Source organism: Desulfovibrio sp. (assembly GCF_014803725.1).
Classification (GTDB): Bacteria; Desulfobacterota; Desulfovibrionia; order Desulfovibrionales; family Desulfovibrionaceae; genus Desulfovibrio.
Genome location: NZ_JAAVBE010000021.1, coordinates 48398 through 67605 on the forward strand (window position 1 = coordinate 48398; position 19208 = coordinate 67605).

Annotated in this window: 18 protein-coding genes; 11 read left to right on the forward strand and 7 right to left on the reverse strand. The window is 65.8% G+C overall.

From position 1 onward, the window contains the following. The first annotated feature begins 40 nt into the window (after nucleotides 1-40). The 6 genes from HDR50_RS07720 (at nucleotide 41) to rfbC (ending at nucleotide 4222) form a co-directional block, all read left to right on the forward strand. On the forward strand, nucleotides 41-586 hold the full coding sequence (locus tag HDR50_RS07720; protein ID WP_291357493.1) for a thermonuclease family protein: 546 nt from the start codon (nucleotides 41-43) through the stop codon (nucleotides 584-586). Further along, nucleotides 583-1002 (forward strand): hypothetical protein, encoded by a 420-nt coding sequence (locus HDR50_RS07725; protein ID WP_291357495.1) that lies wholly within the window; start codon nucleotides 583-585, stop codon nucleotides 1000-1002. The genes HDR50_RS07720 and HDR50_RS07725 overlap by 4 nt, the downstream gene beginning before the upstream one ends. Then, complete coding sequence (locus tag HDR50_RS07730; RefSeq protein WP_291357497.1) at nucleotides 989-1549, forward strand: exonuclease domain-containing protein; 561 nt, start codon at nucleotides 989-991, stop codon at nucleotides 1547-1549. Before HDR50_RS07725 ends, HDR50_RS07730 begins: the two co-directional genes overlap by 14 nt. Nucleotides 1550-1623: 74 nt before the next feature. Then, nucleotides 1624-2724 carry a dTDP-glucose 4,6-dehydratase gene (gene rfbB / locus HDR50_RS07735; RefSeq protein WP_291357499.1) on the forward strand — a complete coding sequence of 367 codons (1101 nt, stop codon included), beginning with the start codon at nucleotides 1624-1626 and terminating at the stop codon, nucleotides 2722-2724. Next, nucleotides 2721-3620 carry a glucose-1-phosphate thymidylyltransferase RfbA gene (rfbA, locus tag HDR50_RS07740; protein WP_291357501.1) on the forward strand — a complete coding sequence of 300 codons (900 nt, stop codon included), beginning with the start codon at nucleotides 2721-2723 and terminating at the stop codon, nucleotides 3618-3620. The genes rfbB and rfbA overlap by 4 nt, the downstream gene beginning before the upstream one ends. A 56-nt stretch (nucleotides 3621-3676) precedes the next feature. Further along, a complete protein-coding gene (gene rfbC / locus HDR50_RS07745) occupies nucleotides 3677-4222 on the forward strand; it encodes a dTDP-4-dehydrorhamnose 3,5-epimerase (protein WP_291357504.1) in 546 nt (181 codons plus the stop codon). 9 nt (nucleotides 4223-4231) lie between these two features. On the opposite strand, the gene HDR50_RS07750 is transcribed toward rfbC, so the two are convergent. The 4 genes from HDR50_RS07750 to HDR50_RS07765 all read right to left on the reverse strand — a co-directional run bounded on the left by HDR50_RS07750 (nucleotide 4232) and on the right by HDR50_RS07765 (nucleotide 9139). Beyond that, nucleotides 4232-5275 (reverse strand): hypothetical protein, encoded by a 1044-nt coding sequence (locus tag HDR50_RS07750; RefSeq protein ID WP_291357506.1) that lies wholly within the window; start codon nucleotides 5273-5275, stop codon nucleotides 4232-4234. Continuing rightward, the gene (locus tag HDR50_RS07755) at nucleotides 5275-7314 is read right to left on the reverse strand and encodes an alpha amylase C-terminal domain-containing protein (RefSeq protein ID WP_291357508.1); all 2040 of its coding nucleotides are present in this window, start codon (nucleotides 7312-7314) and stop codon (nucleotides 5275-5277) included. The genes HDR50_RS07750 and HDR50_RS07755 overlap by 1 nt, the downstream gene beginning before the upstream one ends. A 73-nt stretch (nucleotides 7315-7387) precedes the next feature. Further along, nucleotides 7388-8311, reverse strand: a complete 924-nt coding sequence (locus HDR50_RS07760; RefSeq protein WP_291357510.1) for an NAD(P)-dependent oxidoreductase — start codon at nucleotides 8309-8311, stop codon at nucleotides 7388-7390. 84 nt (nucleotides 8312-8395) lie between these two features. Further along, nucleotides 8396-9139, reverse strand: a complete 744-nt coding sequence (locus HDR50_RS07765) for a hypothetical protein (protein ID WP_291357512.1) — start codon at nucleotides 9137-9139, stop codon at nucleotides 8396-8398. A gap of 215 nt (nucleotides 9140-9354) precedes the next feature. Here HDR50_RS07765 and HDR50_RS07770 point away from each other — a divergent pair, with 215 nt between their 5' ends. The 4 genes from HDR50_RS07770 (at nucleotide 9355) to HDR50_RS07785 (ending at nucleotide 14002) form a co-directional block, all read left to right on the forward strand. Continuing rightward, nucleotides 9355-10308 (forward strand): TAXI family TRAP transporter solute-binding subunit, encoded by a 954-nt coding sequence (locus tag HDR50_RS07770; protein WP_291357514.1) that lies wholly within the window; start codon nucleotides 9355-9357, stop codon nucleotides 10306-10308. A gap of 24 nt (nucleotides 10309-10332) precedes the next feature. Beyond that, nucleotides 10333-10932 (forward strand): DUF1850 domain-containing protein, encoded by a 600-nt coding sequence (locus HDR50_RS07775; RefSeq protein ID WP_291357516.1) that lies wholly within the window; start codon nucleotides 10333-10335, stop codon nucleotides 10930-10932. Beyond that, nucleotides 10929-13052, forward strand: a complete 2124-nt coding sequence (locus HDR50_RS07780) for a TRAP transporter permease (protein WP_291357518.1) — start codon at nucleotides 10929-10931, stop codon at nucleotides 13050-13052. Before HDR50_RS07775 ends, HDR50_RS07780 begins: the two co-directional genes overlap by 4 nt. Nucleotides 13053-13291: 239 nt before the next feature. Further along, nucleotides 13292-14002, forward strand: a complete 711-nt coding sequence (locus HDR50_RS07785) for a S24 family peptidase (protein WP_291357520.1) — start codon at nucleotides 13292-13294, stop codon at nucleotides 14000-14002. A gap of 45 nt (nucleotides 14003-14047) precedes the next feature. On the opposite strand, the gene HDR50_RS07790 is transcribed toward HDR50_RS07785, so the two are convergent. The 3 genes from HDR50_RS07790 to lysA form a co-directional block, all read right to left on the reverse strand. Continuing rightward, nucleotides 14048-14941: a phosphatidylglycerol lysyltransferase domain-containing protein gene (locus HDR50_RS07790; protein WP_291357522.1), complete on the reverse strand. Its 894-nt coding sequence runs from the start codon at nucleotides 14939-14941 to the stop codon at nucleotides 14048-14050. A gap of 50 nt (nucleotides 14942-14991) precedes the next feature. Next, nucleotides 14992-16362, reverse strand: coding sequence for an MATE family efflux transporter (locus tag HDR50_RS07795; RefSeq protein ID WP_291357524.1), 1371 nt, complete (start codon nucleotides 16360-16362; stop codon nucleotides 14992-14994). Nucleotides 16363-16530: 168 nt separating this feature from the next. Continuing rightward, on the reverse strand, nucleotides 16531-17814 hold the full coding sequence (gene lysA / locus HDR50_RS07800) for a diaminopimelate decarboxylase (RefSeq protein ID WP_291357526.1): 1284 nt from the start codon (nucleotides 17812-17814) through the stop codon (nucleotides 16531-16533). Between the two features lie 392 nt (nucleotides 17815-18206). Here lysA and galU point away from each other — a divergent pair, with 392 nt between their 5' ends. After that, nucleotides 18207-19079: a UTP--glucose-1-phosphate uridylyltransferase GalU gene (gene galU / locus HDR50_RS07805; protein WP_165077357.1), complete on the forward strand. Its 873-nt coding sequence runs from the start codon at nucleotides 18207-18209 to the stop codon at nucleotides 19077-19079. Nucleotides 19080-19208: the final 129 nt, after the last annotated feature.

Consider the following 19208-nt stretch of genomic DNA (forward strand, 5'->3'; position numbering starts at 1 on the left):
CTTCGCCCGCAAGGCAGAATTCCTTAAGGCAGGAGGGGCCATGCGCTTGGCTTTTTTTGCGGCCCTGGTGGCCGCATTCCTGATGGCGGATACGGCCCTCGCCTGGGAGGCCTTCACCCCGCGCAAGACCACGGCCTATGTGGTCGAGGTGGAGGAGGGCAACCTCATCGCCGTTGCCAGCCGCTGGGGCAAGAAGAGCGCGGATTATACCATCAGCCTCTACGGCATCGGCATGCCGACCGAAGACCAGCCCTTCGGCAAGGAAGCGCGGCAAACGTTGCTCAGCCTCCTGCCGCGTGGGGAGCGTGTCATCGTCAGCATCGTCGGCGAAGGGGCCGGCGTTGTCCATGCGCTCGTGCAGGCGCAGGGACGCTCGATCAACAATCTTCTGGTGGACGAGGGCCTCGCCTGGGTGGATCGCGCCACCTGCAAGGCCATGCTCTGCCGCCGCTGGCATATCGAGGAGCACAGCGCCATCAAGGACAGGCGCGGCATCTGGAGCCTCAACATGACAAGCCCGCCCTGGCAGTGGGGCGGCAAGACGGGCACGCCGGCACAGGCCGCGCCCCGGGGGATGCAGCCATGAACGGATCTGTCGCAGAGGAAGTGAAGCAGTTTGAGGCCGGCTGGAAGGAAGACCCGCTCCATGTGAAGCCGGCCTTTGAGGCCTGGGAGCAGTTTCTGGCGGGCCTTGCGGACGTGAGCCTGGATTTCAAGGCCCGGCCCGGCATCAGCTATTCTTTGAGGGCGCGCCACGCAGCCCAGAAAGGGCGCGAGCTCTTTGTGCTGGTGGACGTGGTGGACGACGAGCCCGAAAGCCGCTGGCTCTCGGTGTGTTTTTACGCCGACCTGGTCACGGACCCGGACGAGCAGGGCGATTTCGTGCCGCAGGGGCTCATGGGCGAGGACGCCCTGTGCTTCAACCTCGACGAGGACTCGCCGGAAATGCGCGACTATATCACGGCGCGCCTCGCTGAAGCGGCCGGTAATGCCGCACGCTGAAGACCCCGCGGGGGCTGTGCCCTGCGCTGAAGGCGCCTGCGTCGCCATCGACTTCGAGACCTCCGGCCGGCCGGCGCACTATGCCTGCGCCGTGGGTCTCGTGCGCATCGAGGGGGGCCGGGTGACGGCGCGCTTTGAAAGCCTGCTTCGGCCGCCCTCCCCGCGTGTATGGTTCACCCATATCCACGGCCTGCGCTGGAGCGACCTCAAAGACCAGCCCACCTTTGCCCAGGTCTGGCCCGAGGCCTCGCGGATATTGCGCGGCGCCCGCTGCCTGCTCGCCCACAGCGCGCAGTTCGACAGGCGCGTGCTCTATGCCTGCTGCCGTGTGGCCGGCCTCGAGCCCCCGGCCCAGCCCTTTCTCTGCACCCTGCGGGGGGCGCGGCGGGCGCCGCTCGACCTGCCCTCGCGCAGCCTCAACCATGTGTGCGCGCATTTCGGCATCCCGCTCAACCACCACAATGCCGCCTCCGATGCCGAAGGCTGCGCCCTCATTTACGTGCGCCTGCGCGAACTCGGGGTGAGTGACGCCCTCATGCGCATCTGAGCGCATGGGCCCGGGGCACTCTTGGTTTGCAGCATATGCTGTGTTAGAAACGCAGTCAGGAGGTGGATCGTTCCATGGCGCATACGCTTCTGATCACCGGGGGCGCCGGCTTTATCGGCTCGACGGCCGTGCGCGCGGCTCTGGCCCGTGATGACTGGCGCGTTGTCAACATCGACAAGCTTACGTATTCCGGCAATCTCGAGTCGCTTGCCGAGGTGGAGGAGCATCCGCGCTACAGCTTCATTCAGGCGGACATTGCCGACCCAGCCGCCATGCGCGCGGCCTTCGAGGTGTTCGAGCCCGATGCGGTCATGCACCTCGCGGCCGAAAGCCATGTGGACCGCTCCATTGACAGCCCGGCCCCCTTTCTGGACACCAATGTGCGCGGCACCTTTGTCCTGCTGGAGGAGGCGCGCCGCTACTGGCAGGATCTTCTCGCCAAAAATCCGAAAAAAGGCGCGGACTTCCGCTTTCTCCATATCTCCACTGACGAAGTCTTCGGCGACCTCGCCGACAGCGATATGGACGCGCGCTTCAGCGAAACCACCCCCTACGCGCCGAGCTCCCCCTATTCGGCGAGCAAGGCCGCGAGCGACCATCTGGTGCGCGCCTGGCAGCGCACCTACGGGCTCCCCACGCTCATCACCAACTGTTCCAACAATTACGGGCCCCGGCAATTCCCGGAAAAGCTCATCCCGCTGACCATCATCAATGCCCTGGCCGGCCGGTCGCTGCCTGTCTATGGCACGGGCGCGCAGATCCGCGACTGGCTCCATGTGGAGGATCACGTCCGCGCCCTCATGACGGTGCTCGCCCGCGGCCGCGTCGGCGAGACCTACACCGTGGGCGGCAGCAACGAGCAGAAGAATATCGACGTCGTCCGCGCCATCTGCGGCCACCTTGAAACGCTGGCCCCCGTCAAGCCCAAGGGCGTGACCCGCTACGAAGACCTCATCACTTTTGTGACCGACAGGCCCGGCCACGACGGCCGATATGCCATCGACGCCGGCAAGATTCGGCGCGAGCTCGGCTGGCAGCCGCGCGTGGCCTTTGACGAGGGGCTGCGCGGCACGGTGGCCTGGTATCTGGAAAACGGCCCGTGGTGGCGTAACATCCTTGACGGCACCTACCGCTGCGAACGACTGGGCCTCGGCACGCGCATGGAGGGCAAATGAGCGCCTACAAGGGCATCGTTCTCGCCGGGGGCAGCGGTACGCGCCTCTACCCCATCACCCTGGGCGTGTCCAAGCAGCTCCTGCCGGTCTATGACAAGCCCATGATCTATTATCCGCTGTCGGTGCTCATGCTCGGCGGCATCCGGGAGATCCTGGTCATTTCTACCCCGGCGGACATGCCCCAGTACCAGCGCCTCCTCGGGGACGGCTCGCGCTTCGGGGTCAAGTTCAGCTATGCCGTGCAGCCGGAGCCCGCCGGCATCGCCCAGGCCTTCCTCATCGGTGAGGACTTTCTCGCCGGCTCGCCCGTGTGCCTCATTCTGGGCGACAATGTTTTCCATGGCGAGCACTTCACGGAAAAGCTGAACCGCGCCGTGGCGCGCACCAGGGGCGCCACCATTTTCGGCTATCAGGTGCGCGACCCCGAGCGCTTCGGCGTGGTGGAGTTCGACGCCGCGGGCAATGCCATCGGCATCGAGGAGAAGCCCGCGCGGCCGCGCTCCCGTTTTGCGGTGACGGGCCTCTATTTTTATGACGCCACCGTGGTGGACATCGCGCGCGGCCTCAAGCCCTCGGCCCGGGGGGAGCTGGAGATAACGAGCGTCAACCAGGCCTATCTCGACCGCGGCGATCTCCATGTGGTGCGCCTCGGCCGCGGCTTCGCCTGGCTGGATACGGGAACGCACTCGAGCCTGCTCGAGGCGTCCTCCTATGTGCAGACCATCGAGGCGCGCCAGGGCCTCAAGGTGGCCTGCCTTGAGGAGATCGCCTGGCAGAACGGGTGGATAAGCGATGCCGAGATGCGTCGCGCCGGTGAATTTTTCGGCAAGACGGAATATGGGCAATACCTGCTGCGGCTGCTGGATTCGGCGCGGCGGACAGGAGACGACGCATAGGGATTGGGCCCGGTGGGCCGCGGCCCCGGTGAGCGACAAAGGGAGACTCAGGGCAAATGGAATTTCAGACTCTCGCCCCCGGCGGCCCGGTGGTGATGACGCCGATCCTTCACGGCGATGCGCGGGGCTCCTTCATGGAGACCTTCCGGCAGAACGACTTTGCGCGCCACTGCGGCGAGCATGTCTTCGTGCAGGACAATCAGAGCCGTTCGCGCGGGCGCGTCTTGCGCGGGCTGCATTACCAGTTGCGGCAGCCGCAGGGCAAGCTTCTGCGGGTCATCAGCGGAAGGGTGTTCGACGTGGCCGTTGACCTGCGTCGCTCCTCCCCCCATTTCGGCAAGAGCTATTCCATGGTGCTGGATACGGAAGAACACCGCATGTTCTGGGTTCCCCCGGGCTTTGCGCACGGCTTTCTCGTGCTCGGCGACGGCGCGGAATTCGTCTACAAGTGCACCACCTACTATGCGCCTGACGATGAATGCTGCCTTAGGTGGGATGACCCGGCGCTTGGCATCGACTGGCCCATGCCCGAAGGCGGCCCCATCCTCTCCGAGAAGGATGCGCGCGGGCTGCCGCTTTCGGAGTGCCCCACCTTCGCCTGAGCGCGGGGGTCAGGCGGGCTTGCGTGCGCTGCGCTCAAGCCAGGCCATATAGTCGGGGAAGTGTTTTGCGAGCAGTGCGCGCGCATTGTCTTCCGCCATGGTGTAGCGGCTGGCGGACATTTTGCCCGTGCCCACCCAGTGGCGCAGATAGCGCTTGTAATCAAAGTGCCTTGCGCGGAAGCCCAGGGCGTGCATGGCCCGGAACCAGGGCACTGCCGTATCCAGATTGTAGCGGCCGCATGCGCCGAAGGCCCCCGGGGGCAGCGCCGGGCCAAAGGGCACGCAGTGCGGCCGCGTCCTTTCCAGGTCCAGCAGGCAAAACCACTCGTTGACGCGGCACTCCGGCAGGGGCCACGGCTGCCGGTCAAAAAACTCGGTAAAACATTCCTCATAGGGGCGCACCGGCACGCCCAGTTCTCGCGCGTGGGCATACAGCCGGCGCAACTCGGCCGCATCCGGCCGGAATTCCTCATAACGCTCCGAGCTGCACGGGGGGCGGTCCATGACATCCTTCACCACCCGGGCCGCATGGGCCGGGCAGCGCCAGCATTGCCCAAGCTGGCCGATGGCGAAGGCGTCCCCCATGGCCGCCAGCATCTCCCCCAGCGCATCCCCGAACACATAAATATCGTTGTGCATGAGCAGCAGCTTGCGGCTCTCGCTGTGCTCAAAGGCACTCTGGTAGCGTATGGAGAGCCGGTAGGCAGCATCGTCAAGGCGCGCCATATCCGGGGCCTCGAGCGCCAGCCAGTGCTCCGGCTGGGAGACGCGGCACGGCCAGTGAAGCACCTCCGTGAGATACCTCGCGACCACATAGGGGCTCACGCGGTCATAGCGGGAACCCTTGGGTTCGTACTGGAGCCAGATCGTCCCCACATGCGCGCCGCTCTGCTTCAGCAGCGACAGCACGGAGAGCGCCGTCTGGTAGGGTTTGGCGAAGATGTTGACGGCCACGTCCACCCGCTCTGCGGGGGCTTCCGGGGATGCCTGCGGAGGCGCTGCCGCACGCTCTTGCTTCGGGGCCGCTGCGGCGCCAGTTTCGCCCGGGGCCATCAATCCTCCCGATGGAGCACCAGCGCCACCATGGGCGGCAGGTAGAGCTCAATGTCCTGCTCCGGCCGGTCGGCGAGGGGCCGCGTGAAGTGCTCCAGCGGCGGCTTCGTTATATCGAGGTTGCCGTGGCCGCCGAAGCGCGGTTCATCAGACGACAGCAATTCCACATACTTGCCCGGCGTGACCGCAAAGAGCAGGCCCTCGCGGGCGCTGGTTTCGCTGAAGTTGAAGGCGAAGAGCAGGCGCCCGCGCTCGAAGGCCAGCAGCCTGTCCTCTTCGTGGATGTAACGGAAGAGGGGAGGCTTGCAAAAATCCTTCAGGTGCTCGCCCACGAGACCCACGAGCTGGGCCTTGTCCCAGGCGGCGAGGCCCGAATACTTGAGGTCGGGCTGGTCGGCGAGGTGCCACTGCCGGTGGGCATGCTCTTCCGCGTCCAGCCATTCCGGGTGACCGAACTCGTTCCCCATGAAGTTGAGATAGCCCGCGTCGGCCGTCGCGAGCGTGATGAGCCGCATGAGGCGGTAAAAGGCCAGCCCGCGCGAGATGTTCCAGCTTTCCGAGTCCTTGCCCATGCCGCTGTACATGGCATCGCCGAGCAGGCGCCAGATCATGGCGTCGTCGCCGTTGATGCACTGGTCGTGGCATTCCACATAGCTGATGGTGCGGTCATAGGGGCGGTGATTGGTCATTTCGTACCAGAGGCTCCCCATGTCGCGCGGGTTTTCCACGGCCTTGGCCCAATAGTCGGGGATGCCCATGGCAAAGCGGTAATCAAAGCCCAGGCCTCCCTCTGACGGCGGGCAGGTGAGGCCCGGCATGCCCGAGAATTCCTCGGCGATGGTCACGCCGTGGGGCACCTCCTCATGGACGAGCGCATTGGCGAGGCAGAGATACAGCTCGCCCGCGGCGTCCTCGCGCGGCTCGCCGTCCTTGCCGAAGAAGCAGCGCCCCACATGGGAGAAGTCGTCGTCGCGCCCGTGGTCGATATAGAGCATGTTGCCCACGGCGTCGAAGCGGAAGCCGTCGAGCCGGTATTCTTCGAGCCAGTAGCGGCAATTGGAGAGCAGGAAACGCCGGGTCATCTCCTGACTGTAGTCGAAGGAGGGCGTGCCCCACTGGTTGACCTTGCTGCTGAAGAAGTAGTGACTGCCGTCATAGGCGGCGAGGCCCTGCTCGGTATTGGAGGCTGCGTGGCTGTGGGTGATGTCGAGGATGACGGCGAGCCCGAGCCCATGGGCCGCATCCACCAGGGCCTTGAAGCCGTCCGGCGTGCCGTAGCGGGAGCTCGGCGCGAAATAGCTGCTCACCTGGTAGCCGAAGGAGCGGTAGAGCGGGTGCTCGAGGATGCCCATGAGCTGTACGGCGGTATAGCCGTCCGCCTTGACGCGCGGCAGGACCGAGCTGATGAAGTAGTCATAGGTGCCCACGCTGTCGCCCTTGTGGTCAAGGGAAGATTGCGCCATGCCCACATGCGCCTCGTAGATGCGCGGGAAGACCAGGGGCCCGGGGCGCCGGTGCCGGAACTGGTAGGGCTCGGCCGGGCACCAGACGCGCGCGCACCACTGCTCGGGCACGGCCTTGTCCTGCTCCACCCAGTTGGCGAAGGCGGGCACGCGCCGGAGGGGCGGCGGCGTCTTGCCGAGGCCGGCCGCCATGCTCCCCCTGGGCTGGACGCGCAATTCCACATATTCGCCGTGCTCCAGCGCGTCGCGGGGCAAGATCAGCTCAAAGACGCCGCCCTCCTTGCGCTCGAAGCGGTGGCTCGCGCGCCGCTGGAAGTTGAGACGGCTCGTGGTCAGCCACACATCTTCGGCGTGGGGCATGTATTCGCGCCAGCGCCAATGGCTTGCGCCGTCAGCATCGTGGATGAGGTGCAGCCCGAAGGTCTTGTAAAGGTCCGCATAGGCGCGCAACGAGCCGTACGTCGCAGTGATGCGCTCCATTTCTGCGGTGAAATCGCGGCTGCGCCGGACAAGAAAGTCATGGTAGGGCGCAAGCGCCGGATCTTCCAGAGGATTTTGGGGCGGCGTGTACGACATGGCGAGTTCTCCCGCACACGGCGGTCATGCCGCGCGTCGTAAGCCGCGCACAATGCGCGTCCGGGCGCAGCGTTCAGGGCTGCCCGCGCCACTCCTTGCCGGAGAGGTGGGCCAGGCAGCGGATGAGGGCTTGGGTGCCGTCCTGTCCGTGGCCCCTGGCCTGCATCATCCGATAAAATTCCTCGGCCAGGGTGGCGCCGGGAAGCACCAGCTTCATGCGGCGGCATTCCTCGAGGCAGAGGCCGAGATCCTTGATGAAATGGTCAATGAAGAAACCGGGCGCATAGTCGCGCTTGAGCAGGCGCCGGCCCAGGGTGTTCATGGCCGTGCTGCCGCCGGCCCCGGGCACCACGAGCTCAAGCCACTCGGCCACGTCGAGGCCGGCCTCCTGCGCGAAAAGCATGGACTCACACACGCTGAACATGACGCCGGCCACGGCGATCTGGTTGGCGAGCTTGGCCTGCTGGCCCGTGCCCGGTCCTCCGCAGTGCATGATCCGCTTGCCCATGGCCTCGAAGCAGGGGCGCAGCTTCGCAAGCGCTGCGGCGTCGCCGCCCACGAAGATGGACAGCGTGGCCTCGCGCGCGCCCACATCGCCGCCGGTCACCGGCGCGTCGAGGCTGGAGCAGCCCTTCGCCGCGGCCTCGGCGGCGATGCGCCGGGCGAGCTCCGGGCTCGAGGTGGTCATGTCGCAGAGGATGCCGCCCGCCCCAAGGCCGCCGAGGGCGCCGGTCGGTCCGAGCATGACGGCCTCCACATCGGCCGGATAGCCCACGATGGAAAAGACCGCATCAGAAGCGGCCGCCACGGCTGCCGGGCTGTCGGCCCAGGCGGCGCCGCGCGCGATGAGCGGCTCGGCCTTGCCCTTGCTGCGGGTATAGACGGTGAGCGGCCAGCCCGCGTCCAGCAGATGGCCGGCCATGGAATGCCCCATGACGCCGGTGCCGATCCAGCCGATGCGCATCTGCTTCGTTCCCTGCGTGCCTTCTGCCGTCATGCCCTGCTCCCTTGTGCCTCGGGCGGGTGCGCCCCGCCGGTTTCTCCATGTGTGGGCCAAGTATTTCGCACCTGGCATTTTTTTTCAAGACCTGGGCTTTTCCTCTTCCTCATAAGTGGGTTCGCCGTCCGGGTCGGTGCGCGGAAAGAGGGAAAAGGACGGTTCATCCGCTGCCTCCCCCGCATCGGCGGCCGCCGTGGGCGTAGGCGGCACCGCGGGCGTGCGCATGGCGCCGTGCCACAGGGCCACGCCGGCCCCGAGCCAGCCCGCGAGCAGGAGAACGCCCATGAGCGCGCAGCCGAGGCGCTTCTTGTGCGGGGAGTCAGCTTCGCTCTCCGGCGCTGCCGCCACGCCGGAAGGGAGGCCTGCATCGTCGCCGCCGAGAACTTCGGGCGTGGGCTCCACGCCTTCGTCGATGGCGTTTTCCACGTCAGGGGCTGGAATGTCCGGCCCCGTGGGCGTGAATCCGGGTACGGGTGGCGGCGTCACGCCCACGGGCTCGCCGCCGATGATGTGCGACTGGTCGAGCCACTCAAGCATGAGGGCGCACGAGCCGGCGCCCGGGATGGTGAGCGTGTAGTCGTCGCCCGGGTCGAGGTCGTCCACGATGCCGGGGCCGAGCATGAGGCGCTGGACGCCCTCCCCGCTGTCCCAGCCGTCGGGCGTGAGCGAGGTCTCTTCCTTGCCCCAGCCGGAGCCGGAAAGCCACGCGCCGTCGGACGCGCGCCGGAGGAGGATGACGGGGGATTCCAGCGGGGGCGCCCCGTGGAGCTCGATGACGGAGTAGCCGGGGCCTTGGTGCGGATCGGGGAGAAGTGCGGCGCGCATGGCAGTTCCAGGAAATGTGTCAAAAGATGCTGCCCAAGTGTAGCAGCAGGCGGGGCGCCTCTTCAAGGGTTTTGCGGGCGGCGCCGGGGTGCGGAAGCCATTTGCCAAAGGCGGCATTCTGCGCTATAGAGGCGGCTTCCCATAAATGTTCCTCCTGTGCGCGGCCGGCCTGCGCGCATCCGGCGGGAAAATCATTTTTTTAAGGAGCAGCGCTGATGAAAAAAATCATGGGCCTTCTTCTCGCTGGCGCCCTCATCCTTGCCGCGGGCGCGGCGTCCGCGGCCGACGGCAAGCGGCTCACCCTGGCCACGGGTGGCACGTCCGGCGTGTATTATCCCCTGGGCGGCGCCATCGGCCAGGTGCTGAGCAACAAGAGCGACGGCGCGCTTTCCGTCACGGCCCAGGCCACGGGCGCCTCCGGCGAGAACATGCGCCTTGTGGAAGCAGGTGACGTGGACTTCGCCATCGTCCAGAACGATGTGGCCGACGCGGCCTTCAACGGCAATGCCCCCTTCAAGGGCAAGCTCGGCGACGTGCGCGCCATCGCCCGCCTCTATCCCGAATACATCCACGTGGTCGCCAGCAAGGACAGCGGCGTGAAGAACCTTGAGGACTTTAAGGGCAAGAAGATCTCCGTGGGCGCCCGCGGCAGCGGCAACGAGGTGAACTGCCGCCAGATCTTCGACTTCTACGGGCTGGACTACAAGAACCTGGAACCCATCTTCCTGCCCTATGGCGAGACGGCCGACCAGTTCAAGGACCGCCAGGTGGACGGCTTCGTCTTCTCCATCGGCACGCCGAGCCCGGCCATCCAGGACATCACCACCACCCAGGATGTCGTCTTCGTGCCGCTTGAAGGCGCCAAGGCGGACGAGGTCATCGCCAAGTTCCCCTATCTCGTCAAGGACGCCATCCCGGCCAAGACCTACAAGGGCCAGGAAAACGATGTGCCGACCCTCTCCGTCCAGGCCATCCTCGTGGCCAACAAGGACATGCCCGATGACGTGGCTTACAACCTCACCAAGACGCTCTTCGAGAATCTTGGCGACGTGGCCAAGGGGCACAACAAGGGCTCGGAGATCCTGCTCGAAAAGGCTGCCGACGGCGTGACCATCCCCTTCCATCCGGGTGCGGAAAAGTACCTCAAGGAAAAGGGCATCCTGAAGTAAGCCTTGAAGCGTTCTGTTGAACCAATGCAGCATTGCGACGGCCGGGCGGGCTCTGTTCCCGCCCGGCGCGGTTTTTCGCAGCGCCGGGCACGCGCCGCGCGCCCACTCGCCGCGCTCGGCCTGTGCCTTTTGCTGCTGGCGCCGGCCGCGGCCTTCGCCGCGCAAGGGGCCTCCGGCGAGCTTTGCGTCCGCGATGCCGGGGGCGCGCTCGTGGGGGCGTGGCCGCTCGGGGAGGGGGAGGGCTTTGCCATCCGCTACACCCACTCCGTGGCGCTGACGCCGGTGGAAGACCATTTCATCATCAGGGACGGCGTCATCAATCTGGACAAGACGGTGTATCAGGATTTCGGCGCCGGCCTTCCCTCGGCGCCCGAACCGGGCCAGCAGATGAGCGCCGGCAATGGCCGCATCGTCATGAGCGGCTACGCGCGGCCCCTCAAGACCTTTGACGTGCGCGTGGGGCGCGTGGCCGGGCATGCCCTGCTGCTGCCCGCAAGCGCCGGGGGTGGGGAAGTGCCCTTCACCAGGCTCGCCCCGTCCGGGAGCGCCCTTACCTTTACCTATGCCCCGCAGGGATGCGGTGCCTGGGCACAGCCCCAGGAGCCATTGCAGAGGCAGCCATGAGTCACAAAGAGCGGATGCAGGTCATCGGGCAGGAAGGTTCCGGCGGGTTCGCCCTTGAGGAGGGGAGCCGGCTGGATTCCGACGCCGCCGAAAAAATACAGGACACGCTGGACGTTTCGGAAATCGTCGCCAAGTATGACAAGGAGGCGACCTTCCGCACCTTCCGGGGCTGGCTCAAGATTTTCATCAGCTGCGTCTGTATCGTCTTTTCCGGCTTCCAGCTCTTCACGGCGGCCACCGGCCTCTACCCCCCGCAGATCCAGCGCTCCATCCATCTCGGCTTTGTGCTCGTGCTCATCTACCTGCTCTATCCGGCCAAGGCCGATGGCAACAAGCACCGGCTCAACTGGTATGACGTGCTGCTGGCCGCTGCCGGCGCCGCGGTGTGCGGCTACATCATCTGGAACTACGACACCATCGTGCTGGACGCCGGGCCGCCCACCGAGCTGGATTTCATCTTCGGCTGCGCGTCCATCCTGCTGGTGCTTGAGGCGACCCGGCGCATCGTGGGCCTGCCCATCACCATCGTGGCCATCGTCTTTTTGCTCTACGCCAAGTTCGGGAACCTCATCCCTGGCATGCTCGGGCATCCCGGCTTTTCGCTCAAGCGCATCGTGGGCCACATGTACCTGACCACCGAGGGCCTGTTCGGCATGCCGCTCGGCGTGGCCGCGTCCTTCGTGTTCCTCTTCATCCTCTTCGGCGCCTTTTTGCACAGCACGGGTCTCGGCAAGTTCTTCATCGACCTCGCCCTCGGCGCGGCCGGCCGGTTCGTGGGCGGCCCGGCCAAGGTGGCCGTGCTCGCCAGCGGCTTCTTTGGCACCATCTCCGGCTCCTCGGTGGCAAATACCGTCTCCACCGGCACCTTCACCATCCCGCTCATGAAGAGCGTGGGCTATCGCGGCGCCTTCGCCGGCGCCGTTGAGGCCGCCTCGTCCACGGGCGGCCAGATCATGCCGCCCATCATGGGCGCCGCCGCCTTCATCATGGCGCAGTTTTTGGGCGTGGGCTATGTGGAGATCGCCAAGGCGGCGCTCATCCCGGCGCTGCTCTATTATCTCGCCGTGGGCTTCATGGTGCACATGGAGGCCAAGCGCCTCGGCCTCAAGGGCATCCCCAGGGACCGCCTCCCCAAGCCCCTGCATGTGCTCAGGCACGGCGGCTACCTGCTCATTCCCATCATCGTGCTCGTCTACTTGCTCATGCAGGGGTATACGCCGCTCAAGTCGGCCTATTACTGTATCGTGACGACGGTGGTCATCTCCCTGGTGGCCAACAACTGGAAGGCATGGGCCGGCGCGGGCCCGAGCGGCATGACCGTGCGGAGCAGCCTCGCCCAGTGCAACCGCATGGCCCTGAAAGACGTGCTCATGGCCATGGAGAACGGCGGCCGCCTCGCGCTCGGCGTTTCCGCGGCCTGCGCCTGTACGGGCTTTGTCATCGGCGTGGTGACGCTCACCGGCGTGGGCCTCAAGCTCGCCAACGCCATCCTCGCGCTTTCGGCGGGCAGCTTCGCGCTCACCCTGGTGCTGACCATGTTCTCGTCCATCATCCTGGGCATGGGCCTTCCCACCACGGCCAAGTACATCGTGCTCGCCACCATCGCCGCGCCGGCCATCCAGAGCTTCGGCGTGCCCCAGCTGGCCGCGCATCTTTTCATCATGTATTTCGGCATCCTGGCCGACCTGACGCCCCCGGTGGCGCTCGCCGCCTATGCGGCAGCGGGCATCGCCCGGGCCGAGCCCAATGCCACGGGCTTCATGGCGGTGAAGCTCGCTTTCGCGGGCTTCCTCATCCCCTATATCTTCTGTTACAACCCGGCCCTTCTGATGATCGGCGCGGATACGTGGGAGATCGTCTTCATCGTCTGCACGGCCGCGGTGGGCATCGCCGCGCTGTCCTTCGCGAGCGTGGGCTACTGGCTCAGAAACCTCTATTTCTGGGAGCGGCTCATCCTCGTGGCCGCGGCCATCACGCTCATCACCCCGGGTCTCAAGACCGACCTCATCGGCCTTGGGCTCATGGCCGGGGTCTATGTGCTCCAGCGGGTCTTCAAGGAAGGCCCGGGCCAGCCCCTCATACAAGGGGGGAAGGGCAGCGAGGCCGCTCCTGCCGGCTAGACTTTTCGCTTCAGGCCATATTTGCTGAACATACAGGGGCTTCCCGCAAGGGCGCCCCTTTTCAATCTGTGATTTAATGAAGGCGAGGAACGGACAATAAAATAGGAAAAAAATCAGTGTGAGACTGAAAAACAACTTGTCATGTATTTTTCTTCGTGCTAGGTTGTTTTCGGGTTCCGAACTGCCTTAGCCTGCCTGTTCCGCACACGCCCCGATGGGCCCCATCTTGTGAGGATGCCATGGTACCGCTGCCCGCCTCCCCCCGTACCAGCGATGAAGCCGCCCAGTGTCTTTCCCGCCTCATGCGCGCGCTTGACGTGACCACGGATGCCGAGCTCGCCCGCGCCCTGGGCATCACGCCGCAGTCCGTCAACGGTGCGCGCAAGCGCCGTGAGGTGCCCCCGGCCTGGATCCAGGCCTGTGCGGCGCAGACGGGCGTCAATGCCCACTGGCTTTTTTTCGGGCGGGGGCCCGAGCGCCTGCCCGAAGCCGGCGAGGGGGAACTGCCCGCCGCCCCTGCCGACTGCGAGACCGACCTTGTGACCATCCCCCTCGCCGAGGCGCGGCTTTCCGCGGGCACAGGCAGCCTTGAGGTCAGCGGCGCCCAGGAGGGGGGCTATGCCTTCCGCAGCGATTTTCTGCGCCGCAAGGGCAATCCGCGTCGCATGGTGCTCATGCGCGTTTCGGGCGACAGCATGGTGCCGGAAATCTTTGACAACGATGTGGTCCTGCTGGATCAGGGCCAGACGGACATCACGCCCGGCCGGCTCTACGCCGTGGGCTTTGAGGACGCCATCTATATCAAGCGGGTGGACAAGCTCCCCGGGAAGGTCGTCCTGCATAGCGCCAACCCCGCCTATCCGCCCCTGAGCCTTGACTTGCGCGGCGACGGCGCGGACCAGTTCCGCGTCATCGGGCGCGTGCTCTGGTCCGGGCGCGAATATCGTTGACGCGGCTCCGCGGGGATTGCAGGAGACCGGTGCGGAGATAAACGCCTACGCCGTCCGCACATGCACCGTGGACTTGCGCAGGAAGTCCGCGGGGAGGTAGGTCATCTTGGCCTGGCGCAAGCCTTCCTCGTCGAGGTCCTGCGCGCGGTTGATCCATTTCAGGCCCGCGCCCGCGTGACGCGCGAATTCGCAGTTCATGGCCTGGTAGACGCCCTTGTAGCCGTTGAGCCCCTTCTCGAAGTGGACGCCCAAGGTCTCGCTGTCCAGCTTTTCTCCCACGCTGAAGGCGATCATGCGGCCATCCACATAGAGCGAGCCCCCGGTGAGCCCCCGGAAGGCGTCCCAATGGGTGAGCACGCGGTTGATGGCCTCGTTTTCGGCGAGCAGCGAGGGCGAGCCCTCGCATTCGTGCCACTGGCACCAGTCGTCCTGCACGCCGAGCACATCTTCCACCATGGCGTCGGTGACGCCGCGGTAATCCGGCTCGCCATAGGCCTTGACGTAGCTGTTGTAGTGATTGCGCTTTTTGTGGAAGCGGTTGCCGGCGAGCGTCGCCAGCTCTTCCTGCTTATAGAGATATTCCCACTGGCCGCGCTCCTCGCGGACCTCCAAAAGCTGCGGGCAGGCCTTTTGCCAGAGGTGGACAAGCTCCTCCGGCACGCGGATGAAGTCGCGCCCGGTCTTGCCCGCCACGCAGGGGAGCACGGCGCCCCAGTCCACGGCGTTCCAGTCGCCGATAGGCGCCCAGGGGCGCACTTCGGGCCGCGTCTGCCGTATCCAGCACAGGCGCCCGTCAAAATACCATTCAAGGCCGTAATATTCCTGCCAGCCCCACAGGTTCGCCAGCGTGTAGTCCAGCGAACGGCGCGGCGTCGCCTCCCAAAGGGCGTAGTAGGCGGGGCTTTCCTTGAGGCTCACGGGCATGAAGTGCGCGTCCATATTCTTTCTCCTTCGGTCGCGGAGCCAGCGGCCCCGGTCGGGAACAGGGTTCAGCGGGGGCGGCGCTGGCGGTTCATGGCAAAGCGCGCCCAGTCGCAGCGAAGGACCACATAGAGCATGATCAGGGCTTGCAGGCACTGCGAAACCAGCATGGCGGCGAACACGCCCGAGGCGGTGCCCCAGAGCCGGTGGCCCAGCAGCCAGCCGAGCGGCAGGCGCACGATCCAGAAAGTGCCGCCATAGACCATCAGGTTGTACTGCGTGGCGCCCGCGCCCACCATGATGCCGCCCATGACGGTGCTCGCGATGGAAAAGGGCGTGGACACGAGATTATAGGAGAGATAGCTCACGATCTGCGCCCGGGTGGCCGCCTCCTGCGAGAGCAGGGCGGCGATGTCCGCCCTGAAGGGCCAGATGATGATGGCGACCACGCTCATGGCGGCTGCCGCCAGTCCCACGAGGGAGAGCGCCACACGCTTCGCCTGGTCGGGGCGCCCCTCGCCCAGGCTGTTGCCCACGAGCACGGCGACGGTCATGTTGAAGGCCATGCCGGGAAGGAAGAGCAGGGCTTCGGCCCTAAGACCCGCGGTGAGCCCTGCGAGCGCGTGCACACTGTCCACGGGGAGCGACGCCACGAGCACAAAAAGCGTGAGATACCCGGACTGCCACACGATTTGCGCCGCCGCCGCGGGCAGCGCCACACGCACCAGATAGGGCAGGCCCACCCTGAGCCAGCGCAGGGAGGGGATGGCGCGCCGGCGCAAATAGCCGGAGCGCACGAGAAGCAGCGTATTGCAGACAGCGCCGAGGCACTGGGCACCGAAATTGCTCCACGCGAGGCCCATGTAGCCGCAGTCCGGCAGGCCGAACCAGCCGAGCCCGAACCCCAGGCAGCCCGCAAGATTGGCCGCGCACACGAGCGCCGCCACCCAGAGCGGCGGCAAAACGAGCCGCGTCGCGCGAAAGATGACCCCTGTGGCGGAATACACGTATTGCGCGGGCAGCATGAGCATGAAGACCTGCCAGAGCTTGCCCGCCAGCGGCCGGATAGGCTCGGGCACCATGATGAGCCTGAGGATCGCGTCGCCAAAGCACCAGCCGAAGAGGGCCATGAGGAGCCCGAGCCCGAGGCTGCCGAGGACGGTCGTGGCCACATAGCGCTCGGCGCGGCGCACGCGGAAGGCCCCGAGGGACTGGCTTACGGACGCAGTGGCGCCGCTCGAGAGCGCCATGATGACCACCATGAGGAAGAGCGAGCACTGCGTCACCATGCCGAGCGCCGCCTGGACATTGGCGCTGATCTGGCCGCCCACCCACACGCTCGTGAGGCCCATGAAGAACACGATGTACATCATGAGCAACTGGGGCCAGGTCAGGCTCCAGATGGCGCGGGGTGATGTTCCGAGTTCGGGCTTGGGCATGCGGAGCGGCGCTCCTGTGGCTTTTTTCAAGGCAGGCTCCCGGAGCGGCGGCCGCGTCCGCTCCGGGAGGTGTGCTTCATGGCAAGTATCGTCGCGGCACTTCGGCGCCGCAGCGTTGCGCCCGGTCGGGGCTGGCGCAGGCCACCGCGCGGGCGGAAGCGCTGCGGGCTAGTCCCCGTCCAGTCCCTTGAGGCAGCGGGTGAGGTCGTCGGCAGTCTCCCTGCGGCGGATGAGGCGCGGCGTGCCGTCGGCCTGGATGAGCACCTCGGCGGGAAGGTAACGCTGGTTATAGGTGGAGGCCATGCTGAAGCCATAGGCGCCGGCGTCCAGCACGCCGAGCACGTCGCCTTCGCGCAAGGGGGGCAGCAGGCGGTCTTTGGCGAGGATGTCGCCGCTTTCGCAGATATTGCCGACCACCGTCTGGGGCACAGGTTCGCCGCCGTCCTTCCCGTCGCCGCGGTAGGCTTCGAGGTCGTGGAAGGAATCATACATCACCGGCCGCATGAGCACATTGAAGCCGATGTCCGTGCCCACATAGCGCGTGCCCGCGTTTTCCTTGGTGGCTGTGACGCGCCCGAGCAGGATGCCGCATTCCGCCACCACATAGCGGCCAGGCTCCACCAGGAAGCGGCCCGCGTAGCCGGTGGCCGCGGCCCATTCGCTGATGAGGGAGTGCAGGCCCTGGCCCAGGGCCGCGAGGTCGAGCCGGGGCTCGTCGTCATATTTATGGTAGGGGATGCCGAAACCGCCCCCGAAGTCGATGATTTCGAGCGTTTTCAGTATATCGGCGGGCAGGCTCTCGGCGAGCGCGAGCAGAACTTTCGCGGCCTCGAGATAGCCCTTGGGTTCCATGAACAGCGAGCCTATATGCTGGTTGATGCCGGCGAGGGTGAGCTCATGCGTGCGCAAGAGGGCGAAGACCTCATCCATTTTGTCCGGCGAAATGCCGAACTTGGTGGCCTTGCCCGCGGTAATGACCTTGGCGTGGTGGCCCGCGCCGATACCGGGGTTGAAACGGGCCATGACGCGGCCGCCGCGATTGATGCCGCCCAACATGTCGAGCTGGGAGAGCGAATCCACGCTGATGAGCACGCCATGAGCAAGGGCCGTGAGCATTTCTTCCGGGGTATTGTTGTTGGAAATATAGAGGATTTCTTCCGGCGCAAAACCGCCGAGCGCGTCCATGACGAGCTCGCCCGGGCTCATGGCGTCGGCGACCAGCCCTTCCTCATGGATGATGCGGAGCAGGGAAGGATTGGCATTGGCCTTGACCGAATAATTGACGCCAAAACCGTCCCGATCCGAGAGGCCCATGAGTTCGCGGCAGCGCTCGCGCAGGATGCGCTCGCTGTAGACATAGAGCGGCGTGCCGAAACGGTCGGCCAGCTCGCGTGGGGTGGCGTCGCCGTAAAAGCGGAGCCTGTCGGTATAGGTTGAACGCAGGTCGGACATAGATACCTCGGATTGAAGGGCTTTTTTCCGGGCGCGGCGCCTGGATGTGGGTGCGCCCGGCTTCGGGGCGCTGAACGGGGCGCATGCCGGCTTGCGAGTATCCCGGGCATGGGGGAGCCTGTCAAGCGCGGGGGCGGATACCGGGCCACGCGCCGGGAGAGATTCGTGCAGCCGTTGCGCCAAAGCGTCCTGAATGCGCTTTTTTTCTCTTGCCCTCGGCGCTTTTTTGGCCGAAGATAGCCACAGGATGTGTCGCACCGGGCCTGCATTGCGCAGGCGCATTTCGCTCTCTGCTTTTTCGGGGCGCGGCACGGTCTCCGGCAGTGCGGCCGGGCGCCGCGCGCTCCATGTTGCGGCCGGTGTTTCGTCATTTCAGAGAGAGGGAGACAGCCATGAAAGAGATTCGCAAGGTGATCATTCCCGTGGCCGGTTGGGGCACCCGTTCGCTCCCGGCAACCAAGAACATCCCCAAGGAAATGCTCCCCATCTACAACAAGCCCGTCATCCAGTATGTGGTGGAGGAAGCCATCCGCGCCCATATCCGGGACGTTATCTTCGTCACCAACCGTGACAAGAGCGTCATCGAGGACCACTTCGACTACAACCTCCAGCTGGAGGGCGTGCTCGAGCGCGCGGGCAAGCTGGACAAGCTCCAGGCGGTGCGCGAAGTGGCCGAAATGGTCAACATCATGTCCGTGCGCCAGAAGAAGCAGCTCGGCCTCGGCCATGCCATCATGTGCGCGCGCGAGCTCGTGCGCGGCGACCCCTTCGCCATCATGGTGGGCGATGACCTCATGTTCGGCGGCGTGCCCGGCATCGGCCAGCTCATCGAGGTGGCCATGGCCGAAAAGATGCCCGTTGTCGGCGTCATGGAAGTGCCGTGGGAGAAGGTCCACAAGTACGGCATCATCGACGGCGAGGAAGTGGCGCCCGGCGTCTATCGCGTGCGCGACATGGTGGAAAAGCCCAAGCGCGAGGACGCGCCCTCAAGGCTCGCCATCGTGGGCCGCTATGTGCTCACGCCCGATATTTTTGACTATCTCGAAAAGGTGAAGCCCGGCCAGGGCGGCGAGATCCAGCTCACCGACGCCCTGCAGGCCCTTGCCAAGGACCGCGGCATGATGGCCGTGCGCATGTCGGGCATGCGCTTTGACGCGGGCGACTGGGCGGAATACCTCACCGCCAATATCTACTTCGCCCTGCAGGACGAGGAATTGCGCTACGAGCTTCTGGGCCTGTTGAAGAATTTCGTTCAGTTCCAGTAGGTCGGCGACATTTCAGCCAAAAATCCACCCGCGCGGGGGCGCCTCAGCCTCCGCGCGGCGCCTTTTTTCGTTCATGTATCGTGTGAGGCGTCGCTTGCCTCTTGGCAGGCGGCGCTCTCCGTGCCACCT